Origin of the sequence: Isoptericola sp. 178 (genome assembly GCF_030586525.1) — a bacterium.
GTDB lineage: Bacteria > Actinomycetota > Actinomycetes > Actinomycetales > Cellulomonadaceae > Isoptericola > Isoptericola sediminis.
The window spans coordinates 709403-725299 of the sequence record NZ_JAUQYN010000001.1 but is presented as its reverse complement, the minus strand read 5'-3'; the positions used below and the strand labels follow the sequence as shown (position 1 = coordinate 725299).

14 protein-coding genes and 1 pseudogene are annotated in these 15897 nt (G+C 74.6%); 10 read left to right on the top strand and 5 right to left on the bottom strand.

From position 1 onward, the window contains the following. The first annotated feature begins 6 nt into the window (after positions 1-6). Positions 7-399, top strand: coding sequence for a DUF3817 domain-containing protein (locus Q6349_RS03415; protein WP_304602861.1), 393 nt, complete (start codon positions 7-9; stop codon positions 397-399). Positions 400-504: 105 nt separating this feature from the next. Then, positions 505-2571 (top strand): bifunctional UDP-sugar hydrolase/5'-nucleotidase, encoded by a 2067-nt coding sequence (locus tag Q6349_RS03410; protein ID WP_304602860.1) that lies wholly within the window; start codon positions 505-507, stop codon positions 2569-2571. A 106-nt stretch (positions 2572-2677) separates the two neighbouring features. Here the strand turns inward: Q6349_RS03410 and Q6349_RS03405 are convergent, their stop codons facing one another. Next, complete coding sequence (locus Q6349_RS03405; RefSeq protein ID WP_304602859.1) at positions 2678-3343, bottom strand: MBL fold metallo-hydrolase; 666 nt, start codon at positions 3341-3343, stop codon at positions 2678-2680. A gap of 17 nt (positions 3344-3360) precedes the next feature. Next, on the bottom strand, positions 3361-4200 hold the full coding sequence (locus tag Q6349_RS03400) for an HAD family hydrolase (RefSeq protein WP_304602858.1): 840 nt from the start codon (positions 4198-4200) through the stop codon (positions 3361-3363). Between the two features lie 120 nt (positions 4201-4320). On the opposite strand from Q6349_RS03400, the gene Q6349_RS03395 reads away from it, so the two are divergent. The 6 genes from Q6349_RS03395 (at position 4321) to Q6349_RS03370 (ending at position 11393) form a co-directional block, all read left to right on the top strand. Then, positions 4321-6642, top strand: coding sequence for a glycoside hydrolase family 3 N-terminal domain-containing protein (locus tag Q6349_RS03395; protein ID WP_304602857.1), 2322 nt, complete (start codon positions 4321-4323; stop codon positions 6640-6642). Between the two features lie 33 nt (positions 6643-6675). Continuing rightward, complete coding sequence (locus Q6349_RS03390; RefSeq protein ID WP_304602856.1) at positions 6676-7344, top strand: pentapeptide repeat-containing protein; 669 nt, start codon at positions 6676-6678, stop codon at positions 7342-7344. Further along, on the top strand, positions 7341-8330 hold the full coding sequence (locus Q6349_RS03385) for an alpha/beta hydrolase (RefSeq protein ID WP_304602855.1): 990 nt from the start codon (positions 7341-7343) through the stop codon (positions 8328-8330). The genes Q6349_RS03390 and Q6349_RS03385 overlap by 4 nt, the downstream gene beginning before the upstream one ends. A gap of 62 nt (positions 8331-8392) precedes the next feature. Next, positions 8393-9073, top strand: coding sequence for a response regulator transcription factor (locus Q6349_RS03380; RefSeq protein ID WP_171246123.1), 681 nt, complete (start codon positions 8393-8395; stop codon positions 9071-9073). Beyond that, positions 9070-10431 (top strand): HAMP domain-containing sensor histidine kinase, encoded by a 1362-nt coding sequence (locus tag Q6349_RS03375; RefSeq protein ID WP_304602854.1) that lies wholly within the window; start codon positions 9070-9072, stop codon positions 10429-10431. Before Q6349_RS03380 ends, Q6349_RS03375 begins: the two co-directional genes overlap by 4 nt. Next, the gene (locus Q6349_RS03370) at positions 10428-11393 is read left to right on the top strand and encodes a TAXI family TRAP transporter solute-binding subunit (RefSeq protein WP_304602853.1); all 966 of its coding nucleotides are present in this window, start codon (positions 10428-10430) and stop codon (positions 11391-11393) included. The genes Q6349_RS03375 and Q6349_RS03370 overlap by 4 nt, the downstream gene beginning before the upstream one ends. Here the strand turns inward: Q6349_RS03370 and galE are convergent. Continuing rightward, positions 11383-12519, bottom strand: a complete 1137-nt coding sequence (gene galE / locus Q6349_RS03365; protein WP_304602852.1) for a UDP-glucose 4-epimerase GalE — start codon at positions 12517-12519, stop codon at positions 11383-11385. The two genes, Q6349_RS03370 and galE, sit on opposite strands and share 11 nt — an antisense overlap. A 128-nt stretch (positions 12520-12647) precedes the next feature. Between galE and Q6349_RS03360 the strand changes: the two genes are divergently transcribed. Next, the gene (locus Q6349_RS03360; RefSeq protein WP_304602851.1) at positions 12648-13067 is read left to right on the top strand and encodes a phage holin family protein; all 420 of its coding nucleotides are present in this window, start codon (positions 12648-12650) and stop codon (positions 13065-13067) included. Positions 13068-13218: 151 nt separating this feature from the next. Continuing rightward, positions 13219-14010, top strand: a pseudogene (locus Q6349_RS03355) (FUSC family protein); the annotation flags it as partial. A 42-nt stretch (positions 14011-14052) separates the two neighbouring features. Here the strand turns inward: Q6349_RS03355 and Q6349_RS03350 are convergent. Then, positions 14053-14781, bottom strand: a complete 729-nt coding sequence (locus Q6349_RS03350; RefSeq protein WP_304602850.1) for a VIT family protein — start codon at positions 14779-14781, stop codon at positions 14053-14055. Positions 14782-14900: 119 nt separating this feature from the next. Then, complete coding sequence (locus Q6349_RS03345; protein ID WP_304602849.1) at positions 14901-15803, bottom strand: cation diffusion facilitator family transporter; 903 nt, start codon at positions 15801-15803, stop codon at positions 14901-14903. Between the last annotated feature and the right edge of the window lie 94 nt (positions 15804-15897).

The window sequence follows — 15897 nt, the reverse complement described above, 5'->3', positions numbered from 1 at the left end:
CCCCGCATGCCCGCCGACCGCACCACCGCGCAGCCGCTGACCGGCCTCGGCCGCCTCTTCGCCGTCGTCGCCTGGGTCGAGGCGTTCACCTGGGCCGGGCTGCTCGTGGGCATGTACCTCGAGCACGTCGCGGGTGTCACGGACCTCGGCGTCTGGCTGTTCGGCCGCCTGCACGGCGGGGCGTTCGTCGCGTACGGCCTCGTCGCCCTGGTCGTCGCCGTGCGGTACCGGTGGGGCGTCCGGCGCACCCTCGTGGCGCTCGCGGCCGCCGTGCCGCCGCTGACGACGGTGCTCGCCGAGCGGTGGCTGCGCCGCACCGGGCACCTGCACGCGCCGGCGGCGACCACCAGCTCCGAGCCCGAGCCCGAACCGGTGGCCGGGGACGCGTCGCGCGGCTGACGCCCGTCGATCAGGTGTTTGCCTGATCGTTACTCCCCGGGTGTTCACATGTCGGACTCCGTGGCTAGGGTGACGTCACCCACACCTTCCAGGGAGATCACACCCATGCTCACTGCTCGCAAGCGAGTGGCCGGGTTCGCCGCCTTCGGGTTGGCAGCCACGGGTGTCGCCACCGTCGGCGCACTGCCCGCGCAGGCCGCCGACCCGGTCGACGTCCAGATCCTCGCCACCAACGACTTCCACGGTCGCATCCTTCCGAACTCCTACAGCGGTGACGCCGGGGCGGCCGTGCTGGCCGGCGCGGTCGACCAGCTGCGCACGGAGAACCCGAACACGGTCTTCGCGGCCGCGGGTGACCTCATCGGGGCGTCGACCTTCGAGTCGTTCATCCAGCACGACCGGCCGACCATCCAGGCCATGAACGAGGCCGGCCTCGACGTCTCCGCCGTGGGTAACCACGAGCTGGACGGCGGGTACTCCGACCTGGTCGACCGCGTGATGGCGGACCACGACCCGGTGACGAACCCGTTCGGCGGGGCCGAGTGGGAGTACGTCGCCGCGAACCTCAAGATGCGCGCCACGGGTGACGACGCGGTCCCGGCCTCCTGGCTGACCGAGCGCGGCGGGGTCGAGATCGGCTTCGTCGGCGCCGTCACCGAGGACCTGCCGTTCCTCGTGAGCCCCGCGGGGATCGAGGAGATCGAGGTCACCGACATCGTCGACGCCGCGAACGCCGAGGCGGACGCGCTGCGGGCCGAGGGTGCCGACCTGGTGGTCCTGCTCGTGCACGAGGGGGCGACCTCCACCGACTGCGCGGACATCACCGACGGTGCCTTCGGCGAGATCGTCACCGGTCTCGACGGCGACACCGACGCGATCGTCTCCGGGCACACCCACCTGGCCTACGACTGCCGCGTCCCGGTCGCCGAGTGGTCCGGCCGTGCCGTCACCGAGCGTCCCGTGGTCTCCGCCGGTCAGTACGGCGTGAACCTCAACCAGCTCGAGTTCTCCGTCGACCCGGACTCCGGCGACGTCACCGGGCTGCAGACCGACGTGCTGCCCCTGTTCGGCAACTACCCGGCCGACCCCGAGGTCCAGGCGATCGTCGACGAGGCCGTCGAGGTCGCCGACGAGCTGGGTGCCGAGCCGCTGGGCGAGGTCGCCGACGTGCTCAACCGCGCCAAGCGCTGGACGGTCGACGCCGACACCGGTGAGGACGTCCTCGTCGAGAACCGTGGTGGCGAGTCCACCCTCGGCAACCTCGTGGCCGAGGTGCAGCGCTGGGCCACCTCCTCGGAGGAGTCCGGCAGCGCCGAGATCGCCTTCATGAACCCGGGCGGCCTGCGGGCCGACCTCACCGGTGACCCGGCCGCGGACTTCCCGCGGACGATCACCTACAAGGAGGCCGCCGTCGTCCAGCCGTTCGCCAACACCCTGGTGAACATGGACCTCACGGGCGAGCAGATCAAGACCGCCCTGGAGCAGCAGTGGCAGCGCGACGACGAGGGCGACGTGCCCTCGCGCCCGTTCCTGCGTCTCGGCGCCTCCGACGGTTTCGAGTACACCTACGACGACTCGCGTCCCGAGGGTGACCGGATCACCGGCATGTGGCTGCACGGCGAGGCGATCGACCCGGCCGCCGCCTACTCGGTGACGGTGAACTCCTTCCTCGCCGCCGGCGGTGACAACTTCCGCGTCTTCGCCGAGGGCGCCGACGCCAGCGACACCGGCAAGATCGACCTGTCGGCGTTCGTCGACTACATGGCCGAGTTCGCCGGGGAGACCCCGCTCGAGGCCGACCCGAGCCAGCGGGCCGTGGGCGTGTCGTTCACCGAGAACGCCGACCTCAAGGCCGGCAAGCAGACCGCGTTCGACGTCTCCTCGTGGTCGATGTCCACCGCGGCGGACACCAAGGACGACGAGCTGGTCGTCATGGTGGACGGCGAGAAGGTCGGGTCGTTCCCGGTCGACAACACCGTCACCGACAGCGTCTACGACGTCACCGGCACCGCGTCGGTCAGCCTGAAGCTGCCGAAGAAGACCGAGGGCACCCTCACGCTGGTCGGCATGTCGACCGGCACGGAGGTCGTCGTCGGCGAGGTCACCGCGCCGGGCAAGCCGGCGGGTCTCCCGGGCCCGCCGTCGTGGGTCCCGGCCCCGTTCAACGGCTGAGTCCGGACGGCCTGACCGTCCGACGCACACCTGGCGGGCGCGGCCCCCGGTCCGTCCCTCCCCGAGCGGGCGGGACGGACCGGGGGCCGCGCCCGTCGTGCTGCGGTCAGGGGACGGTGAGCTCCTCGCCGACGGCGGGGCGCACGGCGCGGGTGACCCCCTCGCGCTCGAGCGAGGCCAGCACCCGGTCGGCGATCGACAGGCCGGTGTCGTTGAGCAGCCCGTCGTGCACGCCGACCACGGTGCGCGGCGCGACCTGGCGGACGTACCGGACCAGGTCGACGGCGCGCAGCCAGGGGGCGTCGACGGGGGTGACCAGCACCGGCACCTGTCCGTCCCACGGCGTGTGCCGGTCACCGCTGACCAGCACCGTCCCGGCCACCAGGTAGCTGAGGTTCTCGGGGCCGGGCACGTCGGGGTGCATCTCCGCGTGCGGGCCCCCGCCGACGACGACGTCGAGCCCGGCCACGTCGAGCCGGTCACCGGGGGAGAGGGTGCGCCATCCCGGCGCGCCCGGGTCGTCGAGCGCGTCGCCGAGCGTGTCACGGACGGAGGCGGGGCCGTGCACGGGGATGCCCCGGTCCAGGGCGGCGGACAGCACCCCGGTGTCGGCGTGGTCGGGGTGCTCGTGGGTGACGAGCACCGCGTCGACACCGTCGAGGCCCGGCGCCGGGCCGAGGCTGCCCGGGTCGACGAGGATCCGGCTTCCGTCGGCGACGAGCTCGACGCAGGCGTGGTGGTGCTTGACGATCCGCAGCGCTCGGTCGGTCATTCCCCGACCCTAGGCGCTCAGGCGGCGTCGAGCATCGCCCGGAGCACCTGGACCACCCCGTGGTCGGCGTTGCTCGGGGCGGTGTGCGCGGCGTGCGCGAGCACCTCGGGATGAGCGCCGGCCATGGCGTAGGACCAGGTGGCGGCACTCATCATTTCGAGGTCGTTGAGGTAGTCCCCGAACACCATCGTCTGCGCCGCGCCGATCCCGAGGGCGGACTGCAGGCGGCGCAGCGCGACGCCCTTGTTCACCCCGTGGTTCATGACGTCGACCCAGTGCGGGCTGGACACCACGACCTGCAGGTCGTCGCGCAGGTGCTCGAGCGCGGGGTAGGGCCCCGTGGCGGAGTCGAGGTGGTCGTACACCGCCACCTTGAGCACCTGGTCGTCGACGGCCAGCAGGTCGTCCACGACAGTGAGGTCGGTGTAGTAGGGCCCGACCCGGTCGAGGAACTCCGCGTCGGAGCGCTCGACGTAGGCGGACCGGAGGCCGGCGACGACGGCACCGCCGTCGCGCGTGGCGCGCAGGCCGCGGACGGCGTGCACGATCGCGGCCACCGACGCCGGTTCGACGGCGTCGGTGGCGACCGTGGTCCCGCCCCGGGTCACGTAGGTGCCGTTCTCGGCGATGACCACGAGGTCCTCGTGCCCGGGGGTGCGGTCGGCCGGGAAGGCGGCGGTGATGGTCGCGTGCTGCCGCCCGGACGCCGGGACGAGGAGGACGCCGGCCTCGTGCAGCCGGGCGAGCAGCGGCCACAGGCCGTCGGGCACGTGACCGTCGGCGTCGAGCAGGGTGCCGTCCATGTCCGTGACGACCAGGCGCACGTCGTCCAGGTGCGGAACCGGGGGGAGGGTCATGGCTCCAGGATCTCCGATCGGCGGGACGGGGGCGGCGGCAGGTCGCCCTGCGAGACGTTACCGACCGCATGGTAGCAATTCGTGCTACGGTCCCGGCAGGACCAGATCGAAGGGATCACCATGGCTGTCGACACCATCGCGACGACACCGCTCGCCGTCGCCGACGTCCCCCGGCTCGTGGCCGAGCTGACGCTCGAGGAGAAGGCCTCCCTGTGCTCCGGGCAGGACTTCTGGAACACCCAGGCCGTCGACCGGCTCGGGATCCCGGCCGTCATGGTCACCGACGGGCCGCACGGGCTGCGCAAGCAGGCCGGCGCCGCCGACCACGTCGGGCTGCACGACTCCGTCCCGGCGACGTGCTTCCCCACCGCCGCCGGGCTCGCCTCCACCTGGGACCGCGACGTGGTCCGCCGGGTGGGCGAGGCGCTCGGTGTCGAGACCCGCGCGCACGACGTCGGCGTGCTGCTCGGCCCGGGCGTCAACATGAAGCGCAGCCCCCTGTGCGGCCGCAACTTCGAGTACTTCAGCGAGGACCCGCACCTCGCCGGCGAGCTCGCCGCCGACCTCGTGGACGGCATCCAGTCCCAGGGCGTGGGCACCTCCCTCAAGCACTTCGCCGCCAACAACCAGGAGACCGACCGCATGCGCGTCAGCGCCGAGGTCGACGAGCGCACCCTGCGCGAGATCTACCTGCCGGCGTTCGAGACGGTCGTCACCCGCGCCCAGCCGTGGACGGTGATGTGCGCCTACAACAAGGTCAACGGCGTGTACGCCTCCCAGGACCCCTGGCTGCTCACCGAGGTGCTGCGGGACGAGTGGGGGTTCGAGGGTCTCGTCGTCTCCGACTGGGGCGCCGTGGACGACCGCGTCGAGGCCGTCGCCGCCGGCCTCGACCTCGAGATGCCGTCCTCCGCCGGGATCAACGACGCCCGCATCGTCGCCGCCGTCCGCGCCGGCGAGCTCGACGAGGCGCTCGTGGACCAGGCCGCCACCCGCGTCCTGACGGTGGTCGCCCGCGCCCTGGAGGCCGCGGCCGACCCGGGCACGTTCGACGCCGCCACCCACCACGCCCTGGCCCACGAGGTCGCCACCCGCACCGCCGTGCTGCTGAAGAACGACGGCGACGTCCTGCCCCTCGACCCGGCGGCCGCCGACGACCTCGTCGTCGTCGGCGAGATGGCCCGCACCCCCCGCTACCAGGGCGCCGGCTCGTCGCAGGTGAACCCCACCCGCCTGGTCAGCGCGCTCGACGCGTTCGCCGAGCGGGGTCTCGACGTGCCGTTCCACCCCGGCTACGTCCTGGCCGAGGCCACCGGGCGGCCGGGCCAGGACCGCGGCGACGCCGAGCTGCGCGCCGAGGCCGTCACCGCCGCCGCCGGAAGCACCGCGGTCGTGTTCGCCGGCCTGCCCGCGGTCGACGAGTCCGAGGGGTACGACCGCGAGCACATGGAGCTCCCCGCGAGCCACCTCGCCCTCCTCCGCGAGGTGTCCGCCGTCGCCCGGCGCACCGTCGTCGTGCTCTCCAACGGGTCGGCCGTGACCGTCTCCGGCTGGCAGGACTCCGTCGACGCGATCCTGGAGACGTGGCTCGGCGGCCAGGCCGCCGGCTCCGCCGCCGTCGCGCTGCTGCTCGGCGAGGCCGCGCCCTCCGGCCGTCTCGCCGAGTCGATCCCGGTGGCGCTCGCCGACGTGCCCGCCCAGCTCAACTTCCCCGGCGAGAACGGCAGCGTCCGGTACGGCGAGGGTCTGTTCATCGGCTACCGCGGCCTGGACGCCACCGGGGCCGACGTCTCCTACCCCTTCGGGCACGGCCTGACCTACACCACGTTCGAGCACACCGACCTGACGGTCGAGTCCGACGACGTCACGGCGGACACGGCGCCGGGCGACGTCGTCGTACGCGTGGGGTTCACCGTGACCAACACGGGGTCCCGCGAGGGGGTCGCGGTGCCGCAGCTCTACGTGGGCCGGCCCGGCTCCGCCGTGACCCGCGCCCCGCGCGAGCTGCGCGGTTTCGAGGCGGTGACGCTGCAGCCCGGCGACTCCCGCCGCGTCGAGCTGACCCTGACCCGGCGGGACCTGTCCCACTGGGACACGGCCACGCACGCCTGGGTCGTCGAGCCGGGTGCCCTCGAGGTCGCCGTCGGCGCCTCCTCCCGGGACCTGCCGCTGACCGCCACGGTCGACGTCGTCGCCCCGGAGCCGGTGGCCCCGCTGCACCGGTACTCCACCATCGACGAGTGGCGCCGCCACCCCGAGGCGTGGGCCGCCCTGGTCGACGCCATGGGGGACGCCGCGCAGATGTTCGACACCGAGGCCGACCCCGCCATGGCGGCCATGCTGTCCGCGATCCCGGGCATCAAGGTCACCACGATGGGCTTCTCCGACGGGCTCACCCCCGAGCGGTTCGAGGAGCTGCTCACCCGGTACGGACAGGCCTGACCGCCGGGGCAGGGCCTTCCCTACACTGAGCCCGTGCCCTCCCCGCAGCAGACGCCGCCCGCCCCGCCCGTCGTCGACCCGGTCGCGCTGACCGACCTCGACCCCGGCGAGGCGGGCGAGCTCGTCGCCGGCGCCGATCTCGAGGGGCGTGAGCACACGGCCGTCGAGGCCGACCGTCTCGAGCTCCGCGGGGCGCAGGTGCACTCCTCGCGGCTGCGCGGGCTGCAGGCCCGCGAGGCCGACCTGCGCAACCTCACGCTCACCGAGGTCGTCATGGAGCAGGTGGCCGTCCCCGTCGTGCAGGGCATCCGGGGCCGGTGGCGCGACGTGGAGCTGCGTGACGCCCGGATCGGGTCGGCCGAGCTGTACGAGTCGACGTGGCAGTCCGTGCGGTTCGTCGGCTGCAAGCTCGGGTACGTGAACCTGCGCGGCGCCACCCTGCAGGACGTCGTGTTCACCGACTGCCAGATCGACGAGCTGGACCTCGTCCAGGTCCGCGCCACCCGGGTCGCGTTCGACGGCACCGCCGTCCGCCGGCTCGACGTGCAGGCCTCGACGCTGCAGCACGTCGACCTGCGGGGGGCGGACCTGAGCGAGCTGGTCGGCACCGACGCGCTGCGCGGCACCACGATCACGAGCGTGCAGCTCGCCCACCTCGCGCCGCTGCTCGCGGCCAACCTCGGCATCACGGTCGTCGAGTGAGCGAGGAGCCCGCGGCGACCGGTCGCTCCGCCGACGCCGCCCCCGGTCGAGGGGCGACGCCCTGGCAGGTCTGGCTCGTCCGCGTCCTCGCCGTCGCGGGCCTCGGCGTCGTGGCCTGGGCGTGCGCCACCGCGTGGGGCGCCGTCGTGCACGGGCACCCCGCGTACGCCGTCCTGCTCGGCGTGACGGCGGTGGGCAGCGCCGTCGTGCTGTGGCGTTCCCGCCGTCCGACGCGCCCGCGCTCCCGCGCACAGGGCGTGCTGCGCGTCCTGGCCGCAGTCGCCGCGGTCGCCTGGCTCGCGGCCGTCGCCTGGCTGCGCCCGTTCGTCGCCGTCGAGCCGGCCCTGGACGCGACGGAGTCCGACGACGTCGTCACGGCGACGCAGACCCCGACCCGGATCGAGCTCGCGCCGACCGGCGAGCCCAGCGGCACCGCCGTGTTCTTCCAGCCGGGCGCCAAGGTCGAGGCCCGTGCCTACGCCGCCGTGCTGCGCCCCCTGGCCGAGGCCGGGCACACCGTCGTGATCGCCCAGCAGCCGCTGGGGATCGGGTTCCTCGCCACCGGGGCCTTCGACGGCGCCCGGGACGCGCACCCCGAGGCCGAGCGGTGGGTGCTCGGCGGGCACTCCCTGGGCGGTGTCGTCGCCTCCACGCAGGCCGACGCCGCCGACGAGGACGAGGTCGCGCCCGCCGCGGGGCTGCTGCTGTACGCCTCCTACCCGGCCGGCGACGTGAGCACGTCGCTGACCGCGGCGGTCGAGTCCGTCTCCGGCTCGCAGGACGGGCTGTCCACCCCGGAGGCGATCGAGGCATCGCGCGCGGACCTCCCGCCCGGCGCCGGGTTCACCGTCGTCGACGGCGCCGTGCACGCGTTCTTCGGCGACTACGGTGTCCAGCCCGGCGACGGGACGCCGACGATCAGCCACGACGACGCCCGGGAGCAGATCGCCGCGGCCTCCGTGGCGTTCGTCGACCGCGTGGGCTGACCAGCGACGTCACCCGCTGACGCGCTGGCGGCGTCGGCCCACGCTCGGCTACGGTCAGGTCCGTGCAGCTGCTGGTGGTGGAGGACAACGAGCACGTCGCCGGAGCGCTGGTCTCCGTCCTCGGCAAGCACGGGTACGAGGTGATCCGCGCCGCCGACGGCGCGACGGCGCTCGCCGAGCTGAACCCGCGCACCGACCTCGTGCTCCTCGACCTCGCCCTGCCGGACATGGACGGCTTCGAGGTCTGCCGTCGCATCCGCAAGGTGGCGGACACGCCGATCATCATGGTCACCGCCCGGACGCAGCTCGACGCCCGGGTCCGCGGTCTCGAGCTGGGCGCCGACGACTACGTCACCAAGCCGTACGACGTCCGCGAGGTGCTGGCGCGCATCGACGCGGTGCTCCGCCGGGGCCGCGCCCGCGAGTGGGACGGCCGGCAGGAGGCCGCCCGGGTCGCCGTCGCCGGGATGCAGATCGACCTCGCCGCCCGGGAGGTGCGCCGCACCGACGACTCCCTGGTCTCGCTGACCCGCAAGGAGTACGACCTGCTGGCCCTGCTCGTCCGGCACCGGGGCACGGCCCTGGCCCGCGAGCGCATCCTGCGCGAGGTCTGGGGGTCGAGCTGGAAGGGGCTGGGTCGCACCCTGGAGGTGCACGTCGCCTCGCTGCGCCGCAAGCTCGGGGCCCCCGCCGTCGTGGAGACGGTGCGCGGGGTCGGCTACCGCGTCGCCGGACCGGCGTGAGGGCGCGGCTGACGGCGCTGGTCTACGTGCCGATCGCCCTGGTGCTGCTCCTGGTCGGCCTGCTGTACGCCGCGAGCGTCACCCGCGCGCAGCAGCAGGACATCTTCCTCGACCGGCTGCGGGACGCCTCCTACCTCTCCCTCACCGCCCGGCAGGCGATCCTGGCCGACGACCCGGCCATCGTCGCCGTCGACCTGGAGCGGTACCGCGAGGTGTACGGCGTGCGGTCCGCCGTCGTCGACCAGGCCGGGGTGACGCTCGCCTCCGCCGGGCTCGACGTCGCGGACTACCCGGAGCGGCACACGGCCGTGGCCGGGCGGCGGTCGGAGATGGCGGCGAGCTTCTGGCCGTGGGACGTGGACGAGATCGTCGTCGCCGAACCCGTCTTCGACGGCGAGGACGTCGTCGGGGCGCTGGTGTCGGTGTCGGACACGCGCGCGCTGGAACGCAGCATCTGGCTGAGCTGGGGCCTGCTCACCGCGGGCGGCGTCGCCGTGGCGCTGCTGGCCGTGCTCGTCGCCGACCGCACCGCCGGCTGGGTGCTGCGGCCCGTGCGGGTCGTGGACGCCGCCATGGAACGCATGGGGTCGGGGCGGCTCGACGAACGCATCCCGCCGTCGACGGGTCCGCCCGAGCTGCGTGAGGTCGTCACGCGGTTCAACGAGATGGCCGAACGGGTCGAGCACCTCATGCGGCGTCAGCAGGAGTTCGTGGCCAACGCGTCCCACGAGCTGCGCAACCCGCTCAACGCGCTGATGCTGCGCATCGAGGGGCTCGCGCTGACCGTGCCGTCCGAGCAGGTCGAGGACGTCGAGCACGTGCGTGCCGAGGCGGTGCGGATGGCCCGGATCCTCGACGCCCTGCTGCTGCTCGCCGAGGACGGGAGCAGCGGGACGGCCCAGCCCGTGGACCTGGTCGAGCTCGCGACCCGACGGATCGAGGGGTGGCGGCTGCTCGAGGACGGCCGGGAGGTCCGGCTGGCCACGCCGGACCGTCCGGTGTGGGCCGCCATCGACCCGACGGCCCTGGGCACCGCGCTCGACACCATCGTGGACAACGCGCTGAAGTTCTCCCCGGCCTCCGAACCGCTCGAGATCACGGTCGCGGACGTCGAGGGCCGGTGCGAGATCGTCGTCCGCGACCACGGTCCCGGCGTCGCCCCCGACCAGCTCGAACGGCTGACCGAGCGGTTCTGGCGCAGCCCCGGCCACAGCAACGTCCGGGGCTCCGGGCTCGGGCTGGCGATCGCCTCCGAGCTGCTGGCCTCGGCCGGCGGGGGGCTCCGTCTCGAGCTCCCGGACGACGGCGGGCTGCGGGCCCACCTGCAGGTCCGCCCCTGGGACGAGGAGCAGCCGTGACCCGACGGGTGGGGAGGTCGCTGACGGCCGCGGTGCTGGTCCTCGTGGTCCTGGCCGGGTGCTTCGCCACGGAGGACACCCCCGGGCAGGGCCGCCTGCCGGACCGCATCATCATCGCCACGGGCGGCACGACGGGCATCTACCACGGGTACGGCCGCGCGCTGGCCGAGGTGCTGGAGGACCGGCACGGCGTCGAGACCGAGGTGCTGACCACCGGCGGCTCGGTGGAGAACCTGGAGCTGCTCGCCGCCGGCGAGGCGCAGGTGGCGTTCAGCGCGGCCGACGCCGTCGCCGACGCCGTGCACGGGACGGGGGCGTTCGACGAACCCGTCGACCTGCGGGCCCTGGGCCGGGTCTACGACGACTTCGCGCACCTCGTGGTCCCGGCGGACTCGCCGGTGCGCGAGCTGTCCGACCTGCGCGGCCTGCGGGTCTCCGTCGGGGCTCCCCGGTCGGGGACGTCGCTCATCGCCCGGCGGGTGCTGGCCGCCGGGGAGCTCCCGGAGTCCGCCCTGCGCGTCCTCGAGCTGGGGATCACCGAGTCGTTGGACGCGCTGGGCACCGGGCGGATCGACGCCTTCTTCTGGTCCGGCGGGTTGCGCACGCCCGGTCTAATCGAGCTCGCCGAGGAGACGCCCGTCCGTCTGGTCCCCCTGGACGGCGTCGTGGACGAGCTGCGCGAGCAGTTCGGTCAGGGCTACCGCCACGGCACGGTGCCGGAGGGCATCTACGGCCTGGATGCCGACGTCGAGACGCTGGCGGTGCCCAACGTCCTGGTGGTCCCGGCGTCGCTGCCCGAGGAGGCCGCCTACGCGCTGGTCGCGACGCTGTTCGCGGCCCGCTCGGAGCTGGCCGAGCAGGTCGCCTCCGCGGCGATGCTGGACCGGACCCGGGTCATCTACACCGAGCCGGCCGCCCTGCACGCCGGGGCGTTGCGGTACTACCGCGACGTCAAGGACTGACCGACCCCGACGGCCGCCCCACCGCCGGGGCCCCGGCGTCCGGCAGCGGGGGGACGGTCCGCAGCCGGTGCCCCACCCCGCCCCGCCAGGGGGTCTCCGGCGTCACGGTGGGCGGGTAGCCGTCCGGGTTCGCGAGCTGCCAGCGCCAGTGGTCGCCGCAGATCTCCTCCAGACCGCGCCGGGCGTGCCAGCCCAGGGCGTGCGCGGCGCGCCGGGCGTCGGCCACGAGGCGGGCCGCCGTCGAGGGGGCCGCCCGGACGACCCGGTGCGGCACCGCGCGCCCGGTGACCCGCTCGAACGTCCGGATCACCTCCAGCACGCTGGTGGCGCGGCCGGAACCGAGGTTCCAGGTCGTGAACCCTCCGGGCGCGGCTTCCAGCGCCTCCAGCGCGGCGACGTGGCCCGCCGCGGCGTCGACCACGTGCACGACGTCGCGCACGGGCGTGCCGTCCGCGGTGGCGTGGTCGCCGCCGAGCACCTCGACGACGGGCCGCCGCCCGGCCGCGACCTGACCGATGCGGGTCAGCAGGCCGGGCGCCGCGTGCGCGGTGTGCTCCCCGAGACGGCCCGAGGGGTGGGCTCCGGCGGTGGTGAAGCAGCGCACCACGGCGACCCGCAGGGTGGGGTCCTGGCCGACGAGGTCCCGCAGCAGGTGCTCGTTCGTGGCGAGGCTGCGGCCCAGGGGGGAGACCGGCGCGAGCGGCGACTCCTCGTCCAGCGCGCCGCCGTCGTCGGACGGGCCGTAGACGGCGGCCGAGGACGACAGCACGAGGCGGTGCACCTCGTACCAGGTCATGCAGCGCAGCAGGGTGAACAGGCTCGACAGGTTGGTCTCGTAGGTGTCCAGCACGCGGCGGTCGCCGAGCCGGCCGGACCGCTGCCCGGCGAGGTGCACGACGGCGTCGAAGCGCGCCGTCGCGAAGATCCGCTCCATCGCGTCGATGTCGGCCACGTCGGCGGCGTGCGTCGTGACCTGCCGGCCGGCGACGCCCTCGGCGCGGGCCAGCGCGGCCGGGCTGCCGCCGACGAAGCTCTCCACGACGTCCACGTCGTGGCCCGCCTCGAGCAGCGACAGCACGACGTGGGACCCCAGGTAGCCGGCCCCACCGGTGACCAGGACCCGCATCTGACGTGACCCCCGAACCTCTCGACGTGGTGCACATGCTGGCGGTCGGCCACCGCCCCGGCCCAGGGGGGTTGAGGGAATCCTGAGCATCTCGCGCGACCTGTGGTGATCCGTGCCACTCTGCCGTCATGGTCCGACTTCTCGCGCGCACCGCCGTCTTTCTCCTCGCGGCGGCGATCGGTGTGGTCCTGACGGACGTCCTCTTCGCGGCCTTCGACTGGCAGACGTTCGACGTCGTGTGGGACGACCCGCTGGGCTTCGTGCTCGCCGTCGTGATCTTCGCGGTGGTGCAGGCGGTGATGTCCCCCTTCTTCGCCCAGCTCGCGCGGCGCAACGCCCCGACGCTGGTCGGCGCCGTGGGGCTGATCAGCACCTACGCGGCGCTGCTGGTGGCCTCGCTCGTCTCCGACGGGCTGGAGATCTCCGGCTGGCAGGGGTGGGTGATCGGCCCGGTGATCGTCTGGCTCGTGACGATGCTCGCCACGTTCCTGCTGCCGGCCTTCATCCTCAAGCAGGCCGTCGAGGAGCGCCGCGACGACCGCGCCTGACGCCCGTCCCGACCGGCCCGACGGGTCGGCCGGCGTCGACGACGGCACCGAGCCCCTGCCCCCGGGCGGTGCGCGCCGTCGCCTGGTGGCCGCGGCCCTGCTGACCCTGGCCCCCGGCGTCGTCCTCGGGCTCGTCGACCCGGTGCTGGTGATGCCCTGGCTGCTCGGGCTGCTGCCCCCGCTGACCGCGGCGGCCGCCTCCCCGCGTCGTCCCGTCCTGGTCGCGGTGGCCACCGGTGCGCTCGTCCTCCTCGCCCCCCTCGCGGGCGCGGACGCGGGGACCGCCACGGTGTTCATGACGGCCGTCGCGGCGACGGTGGGGCTCGCCGCGGCGTACGGCCGGACCGCGGGGGGCACCGTGCTGGCGACGACGGTCGCGGTCTTCACGATCGCGCCGCCGGCCCTGACCGACGTCGACCCCCGCACGCTGGCGGGTGCCTGGCCCGCGGCGCTGACCGTGCTCCTGGCCGGCCTGTGGACGGCACTGCTGGTCGCGGTGCTGACCGGCGGGCTGCCCCGACGCGAGAGCCCGCGCGTGACCCGGGCCGAGAGCGTGTTCTACGCGGGCGCGCTCGTGGTCCTGACCGCGGCCGGCACGTGGTGGGCCGTCACCTACTACCCGGACACCCACTCCTGGTGGCTGCTGCTCACCTTCTACGTGGTGCTCGTGCCGCGCGCCGGCGAGATCGCGGCCCGCGCGGTCGCCCGGGCCGGCGGGACCGTCCTCGGCGGTGTCCTCGCCGCCGGCCTGGTGGCGCTCGACCTGCCCGGGCCCGTGCTGACCGTCGTCACCGTGCTCGCCCTCGTGGCGACGGTCGTCGCGACGGCCGCGGCCCCGCTGTGGGTGCTCGCCGCGCTGCTGACCGTCAGCGTCGTGCTCACCAGCCCGGAGGGGCCGGAGACGGCCGCCTGGGTGCGTGTCGCGCTGACGCTGGTCGGGGCCGGCTCGGCGCTCGGGGTGCTGCTGCTCGCGCGGTGGCTGCGGTCAGACCACGCCGGCGCTGCCCAGCAGCGACCCGACGGCGAACGTGGCGCCGAGCGCGAGCGCGCCCCCGACGACCACCCGCAGGACGGCCCGCCCGATCCGGGCGCCGCCGATCCAGGCGGCGACCCCACCGGTCAGGGCCAGCGCGACGAGGACGGCGACGAAGGTCGCGGCGACCTTGGCGGGTTCGGGCACCAGGAGCACCGTCGCGAAGGGCAGCAGGCCGCCGAGGGCGAACGCGACGAACGAGGCGAAGGCGGCGTGCCACGGTGAGACGACGTCGTCGGCGTCGATGTGCAGCTCCACGGTCAGGTGGGCGCGCAGGGCGTCGTGCTCGGTGAGCTCGACGGCGACCTGCCGAGCGGTCTCCTCGGACAGGCCGCGGTCACGGTAGATCCCGGCGAGCTCCTCCAGCTCCGCCTCGGGCATCGTGGCGAGCTCGTGCTTCTCCTTGGCGATGAGCGCCTTCTCGGTGTCCGACTGGGAGGACACGGAGACGTACTCGCCCAGCGCCATCGAGATGGCCCCGCCGACGAGGGCGGCGAGGCCGGCGGTCAGCAGCGCCGCCTGCTCGCTGGTCGCCGCGGCGACGCCGACGACGACGGCCGCGACCGAGACGATGCCGTCGTTCGCCCCCAGGACGCCCGCGCGCAGCCAGTTGAGCCGCTGCGCGAGCCCCGTCCGGTGGGGTTCGTCGGCGTGGGTGCGCACCTCGGGTCCGCTGCTCATGCCACCAGGTAAGCACTCCCGACCGGGCCCCGCCAGCAAGGCAAGGCTGGCCGTATCCCGGGGGTCCCGGCCGCTCGGCCCCCGCCGCCCGCCCTCGGTGGCGCGGGGCGCTGTCGCGTTCAGTCGTGCGTCGGGTGCTCGTGCTCGGGGTGGGTCTCGGGTTCGACCTGGAACGTCGTGTGCTCGATGCCGAAGTGGTCGCGGACGCAGTCCTGCAGCTCGTCGAGGATCGCCCCGGCGTGGCCGTCCCGGAAGCACTCCGCCTCGACGACGACGTGCGCCGAGAGCTGCGGCAGCCCGGTGGCGATGAGCGAGGCGTGCACGTCGTGGATCTCGTGCACGTGCTCGACCCCGAGCAGGTGGCTGCGGACCTCGTCCAGGTCGACACCCGGCGGCGTCGACTCGAGCAGCACGGCGGTGGTGTCGCGCAGCAGCAGCACGGCGCGCGGCAGGATCAGGGCGCCGATGAGCAGCGCCGCGACCGAGTCGGCCTGCTGCCAGCCGGTCGTGGCGATGACGACCGCCGCCACGACGACGGCCAGCGATCCCAGCGCGTCGTTGAGCACCTCGAGGAACGCGGCCCGCAGGTTGAGGTTCGCGCTGCGGCGGCCGACGAGGACGGCCAGGGCCGCGAGGTTGCCGACCAGGCCGATCACGCCGAAGACGACGAGCTCCGTCCCCGGGATCGCGGGCGGGTCCTGCAGCCGCTGCACCGCCTCGACGACCACGAACACGCCGACGCCGAGCAGCAACGTGGCCTGGGCGAGGGCGGCGAGCACCTCGGCCCGCCGCAGTCCCCAGGTACGCCGCGGGGTGGCCGGGCGCGTCGCGGCGTGGGCGGCCAGGAGCGCCATCCCCAGCCCCGCGGCGTCGGTGAGCAGGTGGGCTGTGTCCACCAGCAGGGCGAGGCTGCCCGTGACCACCGCGCCGACGACCTGGGCCACGACGATGCCCGCCGTGATGCCGAAGGCCAGGCCGAGACGGCCGCGGTGGGTGCCGGGCCCGGAGTGGTCGTGCGCCATGGTCGGGACCTCAGCGCACGCGCGGCGGGTGGGTCAGGGGCGGGGCGCCCGGGGCGGGGGCCACCCGGGCGGACGCCTCGGTGTGCGACGCGGT